This window comes from Pseudomonas sp. NPDC079367 (assembly GCF_044542195.1).
GTDB lineage: Bacteria > Pseudomonadota > Gammaproteobacteria > Pseudomonadales > Pseudomonadaceae > Aquipseudomonas.
The window spans coordinates 99,839-115,478 of record NZ_JBITTW010000005.1; the positions used below are offsets into that span (position 1 = coordinate 99,839).

Sequence of the window (15,640 nt, forward strand, 5' to 3'; positions counted from 1 at the left end):
CCGGGTGTTTGCAACAGGCATAAAAAAACCCGACTCAATGGTCGGGTTTTTTCTTTGCGCAAAAAGCAGTGCTTATTTCGCACGGCCTTTGTAGGAACCGCCTTCGCGGGTATCGATCTCGATCATGTCGCCGATTTCGATGAAGTCGGCAACCGACAGTTCGGTACCGTTCTTCAGTTTGGCAGGCTTCATTACCTTGCCGGAAGTGTCACCGCGAGCGGAGCCTTCGGTGTAGTCAACCTGACGCACGATGGTGGTCGGCAGCTCTACGGAAACCAGACGGCCTTCGAAGAATACGGCTTCGCAGACGTCGGTCATGCCTTCTTCAACGAACGGCAGAACGGCTTCGATGTCGTCAGCGTTCAGTTCGTACATGGTGTAGTCAGTGGTGTCCATGAACGTGTAAGTGTCACCGCTGATGAACGACAGGGTGGCTTCTTTACGATCCAGGATCACGTCGTCCAGTTTGTCGTCCGCACCGTAAACGGTTTCGGTCTTGTAACCGGTCAGCAGGTTCTTCAGCTTGGTCTTCATGATCGCGCTGTTACGGCGCGACTTGGTGAATTCAGCTGTCTGACCAGCCAAGGATCGTTGTCGATACGGATCACGGTACCGGGTTTGAGTTCTTTACCAGTTTTCATTGCGAATATCCGAATTTGGATGGGATTTACAAAAATCTAGGCCGCGTATCATATCCAATTTACATAAAACTGTACCAGCGCCGTGGCAAGATCGGCCTGCAAGGCCTGTTCCAGACACCATGCTTGCGCGTTTTCCTCAAGCTCAGGCCAATGATTTCGCACCGCCAGCCAGTGCTCGCCGATTGGTTGCCCGGCGCTCCACGCTCGCCACAGACCGTTCATCGCCTGCGCCGCAGCGGGCGAAAGGCCGTGAGTATAGAGCGCAAGAAAAGCATCGAGCTTGTCCAGATGGATATCGTCGTCCTGCTGATAAATGTGCCAGAGCATTGGCCGCCCGGCCCATTGCGCGCGCACGAATGAGTCCTCGCCACGCACTGCGTTGAAATCGCAGCACCACAGCAGCTGATCATATTGGTCCTGACGGACGAACGGCAGTACTTGCACGGTCAGTGAATCGCGCACATGAATCGCGCCCACCGGCAGAAATTCCGCACCCAGCCAGCGCGCCACATCGCCCAGAATCCGCCCTTCCGGCACCAGCAGGTGGGTGCGTTGCGGGTCAGCCGCCAGCACATCCAGCCAACTGGCCAGCCCGGCATTTTCATAAGCAAACAGGGAGATTAATTGCGCGTCGGACGCGGGATCGATGCCCAAGCCTTGCAGGAAATGTCGCTGCGCCGACCCATCCCGCTGAAACTGCCGACGCTGTTCGAGCAGTCCGCGCTCACGTAGCAGGCCACCGGTGCCCGGCTTGAAGCCTGGGAAAAAGAAGAATTTTTGCACCGATTTGTATTTCACCGACGGCAAGCCGTGACAGCCGGTGACCCAGTCTTCGGCGCTGAGATAATCGAGGTTGAGCCACAGCGGCTGTGTCTGCCGTGCGGCCATGCTGTCCATGTAGTCAGCGGGCAACTGACAGGCGAAGGCGGCGATGACGACATCGGCAGCGTCGGCGTGCCGCCATTCGCTCGGCCACTGACGCACCTCGACACCCTGTTGCCACTGCTGTGCAAGATTGATGTCGATCTGCGGGCAGATGCGCTCGAATGCGCGCAGGTCATCCACCCACAGACGCACCGGCAAGGCATGTTCGGCCACCAGTTGCCGGGCCAGACGCCAGGTCACGCCGATGTCGCCGAAGTTATCGACCACGGTACAAAAAATATCCCAGCGGGGTTTCGCTTCAGCCATGCCTTTCTCCCGTTGGCAAAAAACCTCGATTGTCCGCATAAATGCCTTCGTGCAGAAGAGCCGACGGCGATTAATCTTCGTGCGACAATCGCCGCTTGCCCGTAACCATCCGCCAGGAGGCCGCCATGCCCTACCGCCCGAATCCGCGTCGTCCCTTGCCTGTTCAGCTTAGCGCGCTGCAGCTGACCGGCAGCATTGCGCTCGGCCTGTGGCTGGGTTTCCTCGCCATTGCGCTGACCTGCTGGCTGCTTTCGCGCTTCATCTTCCCCGAGCAACTGGCGCCCGTCGCGCAAGCGGTGCAGCAATTGGCCAAGCCGCCAGCAGCCGTCGAGCCACAGCCGGACATTGCGCCGCCAGCAACGCCGATGTTCCAGCAGTACGAAGAAAACCTGCGCAAGAATGAACAGCAGGCTCGACTGGATCAGGCGCGCGCCAACTCGCGCAATGCGTCGAACCCCAAATGCCAGTTCTGGCTGCAACAGGACCAGACCGCGCCGACCGAAAAGAGCCGCGCCAACGTTTTGCAATTCTGCGATTGATCATGAACAAACACAGCGTCCACCAATTGATTCTCGACAAGCTGCGCATCGACCTCGACATCGCCGAGCGCGCCGCGCAAACCGCTTACGAAACCGCGACCCACGAAGAAAACATCGCCGAAAACAAATACGACACGCTGGGGCTGGAGGCGTCGTATCTGGCGGCGGGTCAGGCGAAGCGGGTTGAGGAGATCCGTCATTCACTGGCGCTGTGCCAGAACCTGACGTTGCGTGCCTACGATGAAAATCGCGGCATCGAAGTCGGCGCCCTGCTCGGCCTGGAAGATGAAAAGGGCCGTGAGCAATGGCTGTTTCTGGCGCCGGACGCGGCGGGCCTGAAAATCGAATTGGTGGGTCAGCCGATCACCGTCATCACCCCCCGCTCGCCACTGGGCAAAAGCCTGCTGGGCAAGTTCGAGGGTGATGAGGTGGAGATTCTGGTGGCGGGCACCCGGCAACAGTTTGCTGTCACCGAGGTGCTCTGAAGCGGGTGCTTAGTGAACGGGCAGTTCGACGCCGTCGAACAGCTCTTCCAGCTCTTGCTTGTTGTGGCATTGAATAGCCTTGGCCATGACTTCGCGGGTCAGGTGCGGGGCGAATTTCTCGATGAAGTCGCACATGAAGCCACGCAGGAAAGTGCCACGACGGAAACCGATCTTGGTGATGCTCGACTCGAACAGCTCGCTGGCATCCAGCACCACCAGATCGTTATCGAGCTTGGTATCGACGGCCATCTTAGCCACGATGCCTACGCCCAGACCCAGACGCACGTAGGTTTTGATCACGTCGGCGTCAGCAGCGGTGAACACCACTTTCGGCGTCAGGCCACGATGGCTGAAGGCTTCGTCGAGCTTGGAACGCCCGGTAAAACCGAACACATAAGTGACAATCGGGTATTCGGCCAGGGCTTCGAGGGTCAGCTTCGGCAACTTGGTCAGCGGGTGGCCGTGGGGTACGACCACGCAGCGGTTCCAGCGGTAGCACGGCATCATCACCAGATCGCCGAACAGCTCCAGCGCTTCAGTGGCAATGGCGAAATCGACGGTGCCGTCAGCGGCCATTTCGGCGATCTGCATCGGCGAGCCCTGATGCATGTGCAGGGCCACATCCGGGTATTGCTTGATGAAATTGCTGATCACCGGTGGCAGCGCATAACGGGCCTGGGTGTGCGTAGTGGCGATCGACAGGGTGCCTTTTTTCTCATTGGAGAATTCCTGGGCAATCTGCTTGATGCTTTCGACCTTGCGCAGGATCTCGCCAGCGGTGGTGATGATGCGCTCGCCAGCCGGGGTGACGCGGGTCAGGTGCTTGCCGCTGCGGGCGAAGACTTCGACGCCCAGTTCGTCTTCCAGCAGGCGGATCTGCTTACTGATGCCCGGTTGCGAGGTGTACAGGCTTTGGGCGGTAGCGGAAACGTTGAGGTCGTGGTGCGCCACTTCCCAGATGTAGCGCAATTGTTGAAGCTTCATATCAATCCCTCAAAGCAGGTAGACGCCACGGGCATCAGCGACGGTATATAACTATATTAATGGTTTGAAGAATAAATCTAGAACTTTTTTATCAAAACGCCATTATTCCTGCTTCAGCGATCTTCCCGCCGCCGGCGCTCCATCAGTGGCACCAGATACACCGGAACTTTGGCCAGTTGCAGCACCCGCGCCGCCGTGCGCCCCAACGGCGTTTCTGCGCCGACACCGTGGCTGTGACTGCCGACGATCAACAGATCGACCGAGAGCTTGTGCACCTGATCGAGAATCACCTGCGACGGATCGCCCTGCAGCACGCGCACTGCGCGAATGCGCTGCAGATCCTGTTCGCCGTCGTCTCCCAGTTCTTCGCGAAAGCTGTCAAGCACCCGTTGTTCGATATTGGCGATGACTGTTTTCAGACCCTGACTATGGAATTCGTTCAATGCCTGTTCATCGAGATAGCTCTGCAGCACCGACTCGGCGAACAGGCCCATCGGTTCCACCGCGTGCACTACATACAGATCGGCATTGAAGGTGCGCGCCAATGCCAGGGCATGCTGCATCACGAACGGTGCGTACAGACCGAGGTCGGTGGCATACAGCATTGAGCGAATCATGGGGCCTCCTCGCGAGCCAACGATGGCGGAGATTGATTCAGCTTAGCAGTGCCTTGGCGAGTACGACGTGCGACGCAACGTCCTGAATGAAAAGGCTCTAGATCAATGGTTCGTTGCTGATGCCATGGGGCACGTGGCCGGTGGCGACCACTTCGCGAGCCAGCTCGCAATGGCCGGTCTGGTCATCGAAGAACACGTCGGCGGCGAACGCTTCGAGGAACGCCGATTTGGTCAGGCCACCGAGAAACAGCGACTCATCGAGACGAATATCCCATTCCCGCAACGTACGAATCACCCGCTCATGGGCCGGCGCCGAACGCGCGGTCACCAGCGCCGTGCGGATCGGGCAATCATCCTCGGGAAACTCGCGCTGCAACAGATTGAGCGCTGCCAGAAAGCCCTTGAACGGCCCGCCGCGCAACGGCTCGCGTGCCGATTCGCGTTCCTTGGCCTGGAACGCTTCCAGCCCTCCAGACTGATAGACGCGCTCCGACTCGTCGGAAAAAATCACTGCGTCACCGTCGAAGGCAATGCGCAATTCGTCGCTGGCTGCGCGACTGGCGCCACCGGAGAGAATCGTTGCAGCAGCGAACCCGGCGTCCAGCGCCGCGCGCACGTCTTCGGCGTGGGTCGAGAGAAACAGGTCGCAGCCAAACGCTTTCAGATAAGGATACGGACTGCGCCCACCGACGAACGCCGCACGAGAAATCGCCAGACCATAATGATGAATCGAGTTGAACACGCGCAGCCCGGTGTCAGCACTGTTACGCGAAACCAGAATCACCTCGACCCGCGCGCGGCCGAGACGACTGTTAAGACTCAGGAGTTTTTCCACCAGCGGGAACGCATCGCCCGGCGCGAGAATTTCGTCCTCGTGCTCGATCTGATACTGCCGATAGGCTTCGACGCCGCTCGACAGGTAGACCTTGTGGCTTTCGCTCAGGTCGAACAAGGCGCGCGAGGAAATCGCCAGCACCAGTTTGTCATCGATGTTATTGGCCATGCTGCCCCCAAGCCTGCGACTCAAATATTGCGTCGGTCGATAAAGCCCAAATGGCGATACAACGCCTCGATACGCGGCAATTCGCAGCCTGCCGCTTTTGCCGCCGCCAGTGGGCGGGCGTAGATCGCCTCCAGCTCCAGCGGGCGCTTGTGTGAAAAGTCGTGGTACATGCTCGGCCAGTAATCGGGCATTTTTTCCGTCATGGTGAACAGGTACTCGGCATAGCCGGGCGGGATCTCGTAGCCGCACGCCTTGGCGCCCTGCACCACTTCGGCCATCAACGCTTGAATCGACAAGCGGCTGTCGACATCTTTCATCAGCGCTTCAGTACCTGCGCCGAGCAGCACTGAAAGTCCGTTATAAGGGATATTCCACACCAGTTTCTGCCAGCGCGCCTGATGCAGATTGCTCATTGCCTGAGAATCGACGCCGGCGGCGCGAAACAGCCCGGCGCCCTCCTCGACAATCGCCATGCGCGCCACTTCATCGATAGCCGGACCGCTGTGATAACCGACGTTCACCGCACCAAGTGCCTGATGGGTAATCTGCCCCGGACCTTCGCGGTGCACGCAGATCAGGCACAGACCGCCGAGCAGATGCAGCGAATCGGGCAACAGCGGCCGCAAGCTGTCTTCGACATCCAGACCGTTCTGCAGCAACAGCACTTTTGCGTCGGGTTGGGCGGCCTGCATGATCGCCGGCGCCAGATCGGCGTTGCTGGTGGACTTCGTGCCGACCAGCAGCCAGTCACAGCGCGGCATGTCTTCGGCGGCGCAATAGGCATTGGCCGGATTAAGTGTCATCGAGCCGTGCACCGCACTGTTGATCTGCAAGCCTCGTTCAGCCACCGCCGAGAATTCGCTGCGCAACAAGAAGTGCACATCGAAACCGGCGCGCGTCAGCATCACCCCGTAAAACCCACCGATTGCACCGGTACCGATAATCCCCACCACCGGTTTGCTAACTGTCTCGCTCATGGCAACTCCTCTGCAATTCGACCCAGCGCCTGTGCCACTGCCTGATCAAGTTCATCAACTGTCAGACGAGCGTGCACCGCGCCAAAGAACTCGCCGTCGCGCACCACAAACAGCGCCGGCAAATGAAACACCTGATAACGCTCGACAAGGCCGCCATTGTCGCCGGCGTCGATCCAGCACAGCCGGTCGAGCGCCAGCGGCATGCCCGGCAAGACCTCGCGGGCATAACGACAACTGGCGCAGCCGACGCTGGTGAAAATCACCAGGGAAACCCCGCGCATCGCCAGCAACCGCTGGTCGGCGTCGAAGTCGGTCAGCTCGGATTCGACCACTATACTGGGAGAAACAATGTCAGATGGCCGACACAGGGAGTCTGTGCTCATGGGACGTTTCATTCCTCATCCGGACGAAGTGCCGGTTGAATTGACGTTGCTCAAGCCTGAATGCATTTCCAGACAACAGTTGCACACTATCAGCCTCGGCGGCATCGCTTGCAATTACCACCGCGCCTGGCGCCACGGTACTGCGCTGCAAGTGCGCATGCCGACGTTGAATGCCGACTTCTGTTGTCCGGGCTATGTTGCCTGGTGTCTGCGGCGTAAAAAGGGCTATCTGGTGGGCATCGCTTTCACTGACGAACAGACCCTGTTCAGCGCGCGAATGGGTGAGCAGGTGTGCCAGATCGAACGCTATTGGCGCATGCAGGACAGCCACGATGACCTGCAGGATATTCAGGCGCTGGCCCTGCAATGGGTCGAGGATCACGCCGAAGAGTTCTCCCATGACAACCTGCGCAACGCTTTTGCGCAGCCAGCGCTGGACTAAAGCACGGTTTGCCCATTGTCGAGCCGCGTCTGACGCGCTAAGGTTCGGCTCCCCCGACGCGCTAAATCTGCTGTGCTCCGCCGCGCGGGGATCGCTGGCGGCCGGCACCCGTGACCTGACGAGTAAACGATGGCTGATTTACCGATCAACGACCTAAACGTCGCCTCTAACGAGACCCTGATCACTCCCGATCAGCTCAAGCGTGATATCCCCCTGAGCGACGCCGCCCTGCGCACCGTCACCAAGGGCCGCGAAGTCATTCGCAATATTCTCGATGGCACCGACCACCGTCTGTTCGTCGTGATCGGCCCGTGTTCGATCCACGACATCAAGGCTGCCCACGAATATGCCGATCGTCTCAAGGTGCTGGCTGAGGAAGTCTCCGATACCTTGTATCTGGTCATGCGCGTGTACTTCGAGAAGCCGCGTACCACCGTCGGCTGGAAAGGCCTGATCAACGATCCGTACCTGGACGACTCGTTCAAGATTCAGGACGGCCTGCATATCGGTCGTCAGTTGCTGCTGGATCTGGCTGAAAAAGGCCTGCCAACCGCCACCGAAGCCCTTGACCCGATCTCCCCGCAGTATCTGCAGGATCTGATCAGCTGGTCGGCCATCGGCGCGCGCACCACCGAATCGCAGACTCACCGCGAAATGGCTTCCGGCCTGTCTTCGGCCGTCGGCTTCAAGAACGGCACGGATGGCGGCCTGACCGTGGCGATCAACGCCCTGCAGTCAGTGTCGAGCCCGCACCGCTTCCTCGGTATCAACCAGGAGGGTGGCGTGTCGATCGTCACCACCAAAGGTAATGCCTACGGTCACGTGGTGCTGCGCGGCGGTAACGGCAAGCCGAACTATGATTCGGTCAGCGTCGCCCTCTGCGAGCAGGCGCTGAACAAGGCGAAGATCAAGCCGAACATCATGGTCGACTGCAGCCACGCCAACTCCAACAAGGACCCGGCCCTGCAACCGCTGGTCATGGAGAACGTCGCCAACCAGATCCTCGAAGGCAACCATTCAATCATCGGCCTGATGGTTGAAAGCCACTTGAACTGGGGCTGCCAGGCGATTCCAAAAGACCTCGCCGACCTGCAATATGGCGTGTCGATCACCGATGCCTGCATCGATTGGTCCGCTACCGAAAACACCTTGCGCAGCATGCACGCCAAGCTCAAGGACGTGTTGCCGAAACGTCAACGCACGTAAGCTGCGTTCTGCAGGCATAAAAAAACGCCGGACAGTGTCCGGCGTTTTTGTGTGTACGGTTCAGATTTTGGCGGCGCGGCGCTGATGGCGTTCCATATAGCGCTCAACGTACGAGCAGGACGGAATCACCGTATAGCCCATTTCTTCGGCGTATTGCAGCGCGCGTTCAGTCAACGCTGCGGCAATGCCACGGCCACGCAGGGCGTTGGGCACGAAGGTGCGATAGATATCCAGGGTCTGCTTGCCCAGATCCATGTAGGTCAGGTAAGCACGATGACCGTCCACAGTGGTCTCGAATTGATGACCAGCCTGGTCATGGTGGATGGACAACGCCTCGCTCATCACTACTCCTCGCGGGTCTTGAATTGTGACCCCTACCTTACCGATGTTTTCCCGGCGAAGGAACATCTACGCCACCCCGTGCCTGATGGACACCGAGAAGAGCCACACCGATCTCGCGCAACCTGACACCTGCTGAATAGTAGGCACCATTGGCGCAAATGCTCAAGGTACGCTCGTCATCGGACGGTTTGTGCACAAGGACTTCGATGCTCGCAGGTTGGGCCGCAAGACGCTCTTCGCGTGCCGTTTGCCTGAACATTGCCGGAATGTTGAGACTTAAGACGTGCAACCTTTTTTAAAGTCACCTGAGCATCAACAAAGATACGCGAAGCGCTTCGCAGAACCTGAACAAAAGTGTGGACGAATTCATTTAGAAAGACTTTACCTAAAGTCGCAAAAACAGCAGCCAAGCGTGGGAACTTTTTCCGTTTGAGTCGCTCACGCCGGGGCTTGCAGCTGGATATTTTTTATACAGCGCAGTTAAAAGTTGCTCGAAAAAGAATCAACGCCTACAATTTTTTTTGCTTCTTGCGCTACGTCAGTTTACTTACTACAAGTAATGGGTAGTATGTACGCCGGCTATTTCCTCAATCGTGAGGAGACAGCCACTTAATTTGAAAGTCCTTGAAGGGGAACACGATGAACAACGTTCTGAAATTCTCTGCTCTGGCTCTGGCCGCAGTTCTGGCTACCGGTTGCAGCAGCGCATCGAAAGAAACCGAAGCACGTCTGACCGCTACTGAAGACGCAGCTGCTCGCTCCCAGGCTCGTGCAGACGAAGCTTACCGTAAAGCTGATGAAGCTCTGGCTGCTGCTCAAAAAGCACAACAGACTGCTGACGAAGCTAACGAGCGTGCTCTGCGCATGCTGGAAAAAGCTAGCCGCAAGTAATAATCCCTCGGGATTGTTATCGAGCCGATCCGGTTTTCCGGATCGGCTTTTTTGTGCCCGGCATTTGTCTCCAGGCAATAAAAAACCCGCCGGCGCTGCACGCCTCGGCGGGTTTTTCATTCAACGCTTGTTACTGCAGATCGATCGGTGCACTGCTGACCATCGGCGCCGAGGTATTCGGCACGGCGATCTCTACCGGCAGACCGTCTTCGGCCGCGACCACATCACGCACCACATCCCAGTTCATGCGCAGGTTGCTGGTGATGTCTTCACGCTTGAGCATCGCGTTGATCACCGCCGTGTGCTTGTCGACCACCGACGGATTGCCCTTGTCATCGAGCGGCGTGTGCGCTTCAAGATAGACCTTGCCGCCACTGCGCCCGAACTTGTACGGGTCGTTGATGATGCGCACCGAGGTGCCCACCGGGACCATGCCGGCCATTTCCAGCACGTTGTTGTTGAACATGCGGAAGCAGCCGTGGCTGGTGCGCATGCCGATGCCGAACTTCTTGTTCGAACCGTGGATCAGGTAGCCCGGCGTGCCGAGGGTGAACTTGAACGGCCCCAGCGGGTTGTCAGGACCGGCCGGTACTACATTCGGCAGCGGATCACCGTCAGCGGCGTGTTCGGCCTTGATCGAGGCCGGAGGTGTCCAGGTAGGGTTCGGTGTCTTGGCGATGATCGAGGTGTGCGCGATCGGCGAGCCCCAGCCTTCGCGGCCGATACCCAGCGGGAAGGTGTAAACAACGTCGCGGCCTTTGGGGTAGTAATAGAGGCGGTATTCGGCGAGGTTGATGACGATGCCTTCACGCGGCCCCGGTGGCAGGATGAAACGCGTTGGCAGGACGATCTCGGTGCCGGCGCCCGGCAGCCAGGCATCGATGCCCGGGTTGGCCGCGACCATTTCCGAATAGCCCAGATCGTAGGTGGTGCCCAAGTCAGCGAAGGTGTCTTCGTACTTGGCTTTGATCACCTGCACCTGGCCGACGATGTCTTCGCCGGGTGGTGGCAGAGGAAGCTCCAATGCAGCAACGGGACCGGCCACACACAGGGCGGCAAGTGTCAGGCAGCGGGTGACGGCAGGAAAGCGCGGCAACATCCGGAAAATCCTTCGCATGATCATCAAGGGTATAAGGGCGCGATTGTACACCGCGGCTTGGGGATTCGGGAGAGACGCCGATAGACCGTGTCGCGCCTTTTGATCTTAAAGTTCGAATCGCAGCTCGGGCCAGATCGGCGACGTACCGCGTTTCTGCGATTCAAGTATCGCGCGGCACAGCGAGCACAGGCGCTGGTCCTGAAACACCCGGCGATCCACGCTCGACCAGCGCGGTTGCGCCGGCAACAAGCTGCCACACAGGGTGCGATCGGCCGAGCCACCCAGTTCCAGCTGACGCGTCACCAGATGCACCCGCACTTCCTGGCAGGCGAAGAGGTCCAGCTGCTCGTCAGGCTCGATCAGTTGGTAGGCAAACAGGGACCAGGCAGGACGCGGCATCGGGGGCTCCAAATTAGGGGGCGCCACATTAGCCGAAAGCCTGTCACTAGAAAAGCCTCATAACAGCGGTTTCAGCGTCGGCCAGACATTTTCCAGCAACTTGCCCTGAGCCCCGGCGGCCGGGTGCAGACCGTCGGCCTGCATCAGGTCCGGATGGCCGCCGACACCTTCGAGAAAAAACGGCACCAGCGGGATGTTTTTCTCTTCGGCGAGCTTGCCGTAAACCTCGGCGAACGAATCGGTGTAACGCTTGCCATAATTGGGCGGCAACTGCATGCCGAGCAGCAGCACCTTGGCGCCGTTCTGCCGCGAGCTGTCGATCATCGAAGCAAGATTTTGTTGCAATTGCGTTGGCGGCATCCCGCGCAGGCCATCGTTGCCACCCAGTTCGAGGATCACCAGCGCAGGCTTGTGCTCTGCAAGCAGCGCAGGCAGGCGCGCCTGGCCTCCAGCGCTGGTGTCACCACTGATCGAGGCGTTGACCACTTTGTCGTCGAAACCCTCTTGTTTGAGCCGCTGCTCGAGCAGCGACACCCACCCCAGACGGGTATCCAGGCCGAAACCGGCGCTGATACTATCGCCAACGATCAGGACAGTACCCGCCGCTGCGTTCTGGGCCATGCACATCAAGGCCAGGCCAGCACTCAAAAACCATACACGCATCGGATTCTCCATGGGCGCAAGCATTCTCACCGCGAAGAACCTCAGCAAAGTGGTCCCTAGCGCGGAAGGTGAACTGACTATCCTGCACGAACTCAGCCTGGAACTGAACAAGGGCGACAGCCTGGCCATCGTCGGCGCGTCCGGTTCCGGCAAATCCACCCTCCTCGGCCTGCTCGCCGGCCTCGACCTGCCGAGCAGCGGCGAAGTCACCCTCGCCGGCCAAGGCCTGAGCAATCTCGACGAAGACCAGCGCGCACGAATCCGCGCCGAGCACGTCGGTTTTGTCTTCCAGTCGTTCCAGTTGCTCGACAGCCTCAATGCGCTGGAAAACGTCATGCTGCCGCTCGAGCTCGATGGCCGCAAAGATGCCCGCGAGCGCGCCACGCAATTGCTCCAGCGCGTCGGCCTCGGCCAGCGCCTGACCCACTCGCCGCGCCAGCTCTCTGGCGGTGAACAGCAGCGTGTAGCCATCGCCCGCGCCTTCGCCGCCGAACCGGACGTGCTGTTCGCCGACGAGCCGACCGGTAACCTCGACAGCCACACCGGCGAGCGCATCAGCGACTTGCTGTTCGAGTTGAACAAGGAACGCGGCACCACGCTGGTGCTGGTCACCCACGACGAACGCCTGGCCCATCGCTGCCGGCGTCTGATCCGTCTTGAAGCCGGGCTGCTGGTCGCCCCTCTGGAGCCTTGATGGCACGTCTGCCGCTGTTGCGTCTGTTCAGCCTTGCCCTGCGCCAGCTCATGCGCGATGCCCGCGCCGGCGAGTTGCGTGTGTTGTTCTTTGCGCTGGTGGTGGCCGTCGCGGCGAGCACCGCGATCGGCTACTTCGGCGCCCGCCTCAATGGCGCGATGATGCTGCGCGCTACCGAGTTTCTTGGCGCCGATCTGGTGCTGGAAGGCAGCTCGCCGGCCCGCGAGGAGCAAATCCGCAGCGGCACCGAACTGCGCCTGAATCATGCACAAGTGGTGGAGTTTTCCAGCGTCATTGCCACCGACAACGGCATTCAGTTATCCAGCATCAAAGCCGTCGACCGCGCCTATCCCTTGCGTGGCGAGCTGAAAAGCGCGCCCGCACCCTTTGCCCAGGAAGAAGTCGGCGGCGAACCGCAACCCGGAGAAGCCTGGGTCGAGGCGCGTCTGTTGACCGCGCTGGATCTGCAGATCGGCGACAGCATCGACGTCGGCATGAAGACCCTGAAACTGACGCGCGTGCTGACCTATGAGCCGGATCGCGCCGGCAACTTCTACAGCCTGACGCCACGGGTGCTGATCAATCTTGACGACCTCGCCGCCACCGGCGTGGTGCAACCCGGCAGCCGGGTGAGTTATCGCGAACTGTGGCGCGGCGAACCGCAGGCGCTGGAAACCTATCGCGAGCTGATCAAACCGGGCCTCGCCGCAAACCAGCGAATCCAGGACGCCCGTGACGGTAACCGGCAGATTGGCGGCGCGCTGGGCAAGGCCGAGCGCTATCTGAACATGGCCAGTCTGGTCGCGGTGTTGCTGGCCGGGGTGGCGGTGGCTTTGTCGGCCAACCGTTTCGCCAGCCGGCGTTTCGATGCCAGTGCCTTGCTGCGCTGCCTCGGCTTATCGCGCCGGGAAACCATGGTGCTGTTCAGTCTGCAACTGACCGTGCTTGGGCTGGTTGCCGCCATCAGTGGTGCCCTGCTCGGTTGGCTGGCGCAACTGGGGCTGTTCGCGCTGCTGCATGATTTGCTGCCAAGTGACGTGCCGCCGGGTGGCCTGTTTCCGGCGATTGCCGGGATCGGCACCGGGCTGGTGGCGCTGGCCGGTTTTGCCTTGCCGCCGCTCGCAGCACTGGGTCGCGTGCCACCGCTGCGGGTACTGCGTCGCGACATGCTGCCGATCCCGTCGAGCACGTGGTTGGTCTACGGCGCGGCGCTGGGTGCGCTGGGCCTGATCATGTGGCGCCTGAGTCTCGACCTGCTACTGACCTTTGCCCTGCTCGGCGGTGGCGTGGTCGCCGCGCTGGTGCTGGGTGGCCTGCTGCTGTTGTTGCTGCAAAGCTTGCGCCGGATGCTCGCCCGCGCCTCGTTGCCGTGGCGGTTGGGCCTTGGCCAATTGTTGCGTCATCCGTTGGCCGCGGCTGGGCAGTCGCTGGCGTTCGGCCTGATCCTGCTGTCGATGGCGCTGATCGCGCTGCTGCGCGGTGAACTGCTCGATACCTGGCAAAACCAGTTGCCGAAAAACGCCCCGAACTACTTCGCGCTGAACATCCTGCCGGCTGACAAAGAGGCTTTCGCCGACCACCTGATCAAGGTCTCCGCGCAAGCGGCACCGCTGTATCCGGTCGTGCCGGGACGACTGATCAGCATCAATGGCGAGGCGGTGCAGCAAATCGTCAGCAAGGACTCGGCGGGGGATCGCGCCATTCAACGCGACCTGAGCCTGACCTGGGCGGCTGATCTGCCTCCCGGCAACAAGCTCACCGCCGGCTCATGGTGGAGCGGTCAGCCGTCCGACGATGTGCCGGGGGTTTCGGTGGAAGGCAAGGTGGCCGAAAGCCTTAAACTCAAACTCGGCGATCACATGGTGTTCAGTGTCGGCGGGGTCAATCGCGAAGCGAAGGTCACCAGCCTGCGCGAGATCAATTGGGACAACTTCCAGCCGAACTTCTTCATGATCTTTCAGCCCGGTACCTTGAAGGATCTGCCCGCGACCTACCTGACCAGTTTCTATCTGGCGCCGGGGCATGATCAGCAGATCGTCGAGCTGTCGCGGACCTTCCCGGCGGTGACCATCCTGCAGGTCGAAGCGTTGCTTGAACAGCTGCGCAGCATCCTCGCCCAGGTCACACTGGCGGTGGAATACGTGTTGTTGTTTGTTCTGGCTGCGGGAATGGCGGTGCTGTTTTCGGGGCTGCAAGCGACGCTGGATGAACGCATCCGCCAGGGCGCACTGTTGCGTGCGTTGGGCGCCGAGCGGCGGTTGTTGATCAAGGCGCGGCGAATCGAGTTCGGTTTGTTGGGTGCGGTCAGCGGTCTGCTCGCGGCGATCGGCTCGGAAGTGGTCAGCCTGGTGCTGTACCGCTTCGCCTTCGACCTGCCATGGCATCCGCATCCATGGCTGCTGGTGCTGCCGTTGATTGGCGCCGCGCTGATTGGTGGCGCTGGTGTGTTTGGCACTCGCCGGGCTCTGAACGCCAGCCCGCTGACAGTGTTGCGCGAGGGTTGATAGACTCGCCCCTTGAACATGCATGACTTATCCAAAGGAAGCCGTCTTGGCCACAAATATCATCACTCGCGGCGGCTACGACACCCTCAAGGCTGAGCTTGATCATTTGTGGCGGGTCTACCGGCCCGAGATCACTCAGAAAGTGGCGTGGGCGGCGTCACTTGGTGACCGTAGCGAAAACGCCGATTACCAGTACAACAAAAAGCTGCTACGAGAAATTGATCGACGGATCAGATATCTGCGCAAGCGCCTGGAGGACGTCCGGGTCGTCGATTATTCCCCCGAGCAGGAAGGAAAGGTATTTTTCGGCGCCTGGGTCGAGGTTGAAAATGACGAAGGAGAGCTGAAAAAATTCCGAGTGGTGGGTTACGACGAAATTTACGGACGCAACGATTACATTTCGATCGACTCGCCGATGGCCCGGGCGCTGCTCAAGAAGGGGCAAGGTGACGAAGCCGTCGTGCAGACCCCGACCGGCGAGGCGATCTGGTACATCAACCGGATTTCATACGACAACTCCCCAGACATCGCGAACACCTCACCCTGACAAAGGGTGCGCGCGAAGGTGCACGACACCGTT

At 59.9% G+C, this 15,640-nt stretch carries 18 protein-coding genes and 1 pseudogene; 8 read left to right on the forward strand and 11 right to left on the reverse strand.

Annotated elements, in window-relative coordinates:
- Positions 1 to 72: 72 nt before the first annotated feature.
- Positions 73 to 641: pseudogene (locus ACIGDJ_RS08715) on the reverse strand (elongation factor P).
- A gap of 48 nt (positions 642 to 689) precedes the next feature.
- Positions 690 to 1,832 carry an elongation factor P maturation arginine rhamnosyltransferase EarP gene (gene earP / locus ACIGDJ_RS08720; RefSeq protein ID WP_101155504.1) on the reverse strand — a complete coding sequence of 381 codons (1,143 nt, stop codon included), beginning with the start codon at positions 1,830 to 1,832 and terminating at the stop codon, positions 690 to 692.
- A gap of 125 nt (positions 1,833 to 1,957) precedes the next feature.
- Between earP and ACIGDJ_RS08725 the strand changes: the two genes are divergently transcribed.
- On the forward strand, positions 1,958 to 2,371 hold the full coding sequence (locus ACIGDJ_RS08725; RefSeq protein ID WP_101155502.1) for a hypothetical protein: 414 nt from the start codon (positions 1,958 to 1,960) through the stop codon (positions 2,369 to 2,371).
- Between the two features lie 2 nt (positions 2,372 to 2,373).
- Positions 2,374 to 2,856, forward strand: coding sequence for a GreA/GreB family elongation factor (locus ACIGDJ_RS08730; protein ID WP_101155500.1), 483 nt, complete (start codon positions 2,374 to 2,376; stop codon positions 2,854 to 2,856).
- A 9-nt stretch (positions 2,857 to 2,865) separates the two neighbouring features.
- Here the strand turns inward: ACIGDJ_RS08730 and cysB are convergent, their stop codons facing one another.
- The 5 genes from cysB to ACIGDJ_RS08755 form a co-directional block, all read right to left on the reverse strand.
- Positions 2,866 to 3,840: an HTH-type transcriptional regulator CysB gene (cysB, locus tag ACIGDJ_RS08735; RefSeq protein WP_016770873.1), complete on the reverse strand. Its 975-nt coding sequence runs from the start codon at positions 3,838 to 3,840 to the stop codon at positions 2,866 to 2,868.
- Positions 3,841 to 3,953: 113 nt separating this feature from the next.
- Positions 3,954 to 4,457 (reverse strand): universal stress protein, encoded by a 504-nt coding sequence (locus tag ACIGDJ_RS08740; RefSeq protein WP_016770874.1) that lies wholly within the window; start codon positions 4,455 to 4,457, stop codon positions 3,954 to 3,956.
- Positions 4,458 to 4,554: 97 nt separating this feature from the next.
- The gene (locus tag ACIGDJ_RS08745) at positions 4,555 to 5,460 is read right to left on the reverse strand and encodes a 5'-nucleotidase (protein ID WP_101155496.1); all 906 of its coding nucleotides are present in this window, start codon (positions 5,458 to 5,460) and stop codon (positions 4,555 to 4,557) included.
- 20 nt (positions 5,461 to 5,480) lie between these two features.
- A complete protein-coding gene (locus tag ACIGDJ_RS08750) occupies positions 5,481 to 6,437 on the reverse strand; it encodes a putative 2-dehydropantoate 2-reductase (RefSeq protein ID WP_397479183.1) in 957 nt (318 codons plus the stop codon).
- Positions 6,434 to 6,820, reverse strand: a complete 387-nt coding sequence (locus ACIGDJ_RS08755; RefSeq protein ID WP_101155492.1) for a co-chaperone YbbN — start codon at positions 6,818 to 6,820, stop codon at positions 6,434 to 6,436. The genes ACIGDJ_RS08750 and ACIGDJ_RS08755 overlap by 4 nt, the downstream gene beginning before the upstream one ends.
- Here ACIGDJ_RS08755 and ACIGDJ_RS08760 point away from each other — a divergent pair.
- Both ACIGDJ_RS08760 and ACIGDJ_RS08765 read left to right on the forward strand, forming a co-directional pair.
- Positions 6,819 to 7,262 (forward strand): PilZ domain-containing protein, encoded by a 444-nt coding sequence (locus ACIGDJ_RS08760; RefSeq protein ID WP_101155490.1) that lies wholly within the window; start codon positions 6,819 to 6,821, stop codon positions 7,260 to 7,262. The two genes, ACIGDJ_RS08755 and ACIGDJ_RS08760, sit on opposite strands and share 2 nt — an antisense overlap.
- Positions 7,263 to 7,391: 129 nt before the next feature.
- Positions 7,392 to 8,468 (forward strand): 3-deoxy-7-phosphoheptulonate synthase, encoded by a 1,077-nt coding sequence (locus ACIGDJ_RS08765; protein WP_397479184.1) that lies wholly within the window; start codon positions 7,392 to 7,394, stop codon positions 8,466 to 8,468.
- Positions 8,469 to 8,528: 60 nt separating this feature from the next.
- On the opposite strand, the gene ACIGDJ_RS08770 is transcribed toward ACIGDJ_RS08765, so the two are convergent.
- A complete protein-coding gene (locus tag ACIGDJ_RS08770; protein ID WP_016770879.1) occupies positions 8,529 to 8,810 on the reverse strand; it encodes a GNAT family N-acetyltransferase in 282 nt (93 codons plus the stop codon).
- A 639-nt stretch (positions 8,811 to 9,449) separates the two neighbouring features.
- Between ACIGDJ_RS08770 and oprI the strand changes: the two genes are divergently transcribed.
- Positions 9,450 to 9,701 carry an outer membrane lipoprotei OprI gene (gene oprI, locus ACIGDJ_RS08775; RefSeq protein WP_003183784.1) on the forward strand — a complete coding sequence of 84 codons (252 nt, stop codon included), beginning with the start codon at positions 9,450 to 9,452 and terminating at the stop codon, positions 9,699 to 9,701.
- A gap of 130 nt (positions 9,702 to 9,831) precedes the next feature.
- Here oprI and ACIGDJ_RS08780 read toward each other — a convergent pair whose 3' ends face one another.
- The 3 genes from ACIGDJ_RS08780 to ACIGDJ_RS08790 all read right to left on the reverse strand — a co-directional run bounded on the left by ACIGDJ_RS08780 (position 9,832) and on the right by ACIGDJ_RS08790 (position 11,862).
- Positions 9,832 to 10,800, reverse strand: coding sequence for a L,D-transpeptidase family protein (locus ACIGDJ_RS08780; protein ID WP_101155486.1), 969 nt, complete (start codon positions 10,798 to 10,800; stop codon positions 9,832 to 9,834).
- Positions 10,801 to 10,905: 105 nt separating this feature from the next.
- Positions 10,906 to 11,199: a hypothetical protein gene (locus ACIGDJ_RS08785; RefSeq protein WP_003226812.1), complete on the reverse strand. Its 294-nt coding sequence runs from the start codon at positions 11,197 to 11,199 to the stop codon at positions 10,906 to 10,908.
- A 57-nt stretch (positions 11,200 to 11,256) separates the two neighbouring features.
- The gene (locus tag ACIGDJ_RS08790) at positions 11,257 to 11,862 is read right to left on the reverse strand and encodes an arylesterase (RefSeq protein ID WP_178081132.1); all 606 of its coding nucleotides are present in this window, start codon (positions 11,860 to 11,862) and stop codon (positions 11,257 to 11,259) included.
- 10 nt (positions 11,863 to 11,872) lie between these two features.
- On the opposite strand from ACIGDJ_RS08790, the gene ACIGDJ_RS08795 reads away from it, so the two are divergent.
- Genes ACIGDJ_RS08795 through greB form a run of 3 tightly spaced genes read left to right on the forward strand, consistent with a single transcriptional unit; the run spans position 11,873 to position 15,607 of the window.
- Complete coding sequence (locus ACIGDJ_RS08795) at positions 11,873 to 12,556, forward strand: ABC transporter ATP-binding protein (protein ID WP_016770883.1); 684 nt, start codon at positions 11,873 to 11,875, stop codon at positions 12,554 to 12,556.
- Positions 12,556 to 15,060, forward strand: a complete 2,505-nt coding sequence (locus ACIGDJ_RS08800) for an ABC transporter permease (protein WP_397479185.1) — start codon at positions 12,556 to 12,558, stop codon at positions 15,058 to 15,060. The genes ACIGDJ_RS08795 and ACIGDJ_RS08800 overlap by 1 nt, the downstream gene beginning before the upstream one ends.
- Positions 15,061 to 15,106: 46 nt before the next feature.
- Entirely contained in the window at positions 15,107 to 15,607 is a 501-nt protein-coding gene (gene greB / locus ACIGDJ_RS08805) for a transcription elongation factor GreB (protein ID WP_312999908.1), read from the forward strand.
- The last annotated feature ends 33 nt before the right edge of the window (positions 15,608 to 15,640 follow it).

Bases quoted from the DNA above. Each gene is read 5' to 3' on its own strand.
- earP (WP_101155504.1), bottom strand. From the start codon at position 1,832: ATGGCTGAAGCGAAACCCCGCTGGGATATTTTTTGTACCGTGGTCGAT.
- ACIGDJ_RS08725 (WP_101155502.1), top strand. From the start codon at position 1,958: ATGCCCTACCGCCCGAATCCGCGTCGTCCCTTGCCTGTTCAGCTTAGC.
- ACIGDJ_RS08730 (WP_101155500.1), top strand. From the start codon at position 2,374: ATGAACAAACACAGCGTCCACCAATTGATTCTCGACAAGCTGCGCATC.
- cysB (WP_016770873.1), bottom strand. From the start codon at position 3,840: ATGAAGCTTCAACAATTGCGCTACATCTGGGAAGTGGCGCACCACGAC.
- ACIGDJ_RS08740 (WP_016770874.1), bottom strand. From the start codon at position 4,457: ATGATTCGCTCAATGCTGTATGCCACCGACCTCGGTCTGTACGCACCG.
- ACIGDJ_RS08745 (WP_101155496.1), bottom strand. From the start codon at position 5,460: ATGGCCAATAACATCGATGACAAACTGGTGCTGGCGATTTCCTCGCGC.
- ACIGDJ_RS08750 (WP_397479183.1), bottom strand. From the start codon at position 6,437: ATGAGCGAGACAGTTAGCAAACCGGTGGTGGGGATTATCGGTACCGGT.
- ACIGDJ_RS08760 (WP_101155490.1), top strand. From the start codon at position 6,819: ATGGGACGTTTCATTCCTCATCCGGACGAAGTGCCGGTTGAATTGACG.
- ACIGDJ_RS08755 (WP_101155492.1), bottom strand. From the start codon at position 6,820: ATGAGCACAGACTCCCTGTGTCGGCCATCTGACATTGTTTCTCCCAGT.
- ACIGDJ_RS08765 (WP_397479184.1), top strand. From the start codon at position 7,392: ATGGCTGATTTACCGATCAACGACCTAAACGTCGCCTCTAACGAGACC.
- ACIGDJ_RS08770 (WP_016770879.1), bottom strand. From the start codon at position 8,810: ATGAGCGAGGCGTTGTCCATCCACCATGACCAGGCTGGTCATCAATTC.
- oprI (WP_003183784.1), top strand. From the start codon at position 9,450: ATGAACAACGTTCTGAAATTCTCTGCTCTGGCTCTGGCCGCAGTTCTG.
- ACIGDJ_RS08780 (WP_101155486.1), bottom strand. From the start codon at position 10,800: ATGTTGCCGCGCTTTCCTGCCGTCACCCGCTGCCTGACACTTGCCGCC.
- ACIGDJ_RS08785 (WP_003226812.1), bottom strand. From the start codon at position 11,199: ATGCCGCGTCCTGCCTGGTCCCTGTTTGCCTACCAACTGATCGAGCCT.
- ACIGDJ_RS08790 (WP_178081132.1), bottom strand. From the start codon at position 11,862: ATGCGTGTATGGTTTTTGAGTGCTGGCCTGGCCTTGATGTGCATGGCC.
- ACIGDJ_RS08795 (WP_016770883.1), top strand. From the start codon at position 11,873: ATGGGCGCAAGCATTCTCACCGCGAAGAACCTCAGCAAAGTGGTCCCT.
- ACIGDJ_RS08800 (WP_397479185.1), top strand. From the start codon at position 12,556: ATGGCACGTCTGCCGCTGTTGCGTCTGTTCAGCCTTGCCCTGCGCCAG.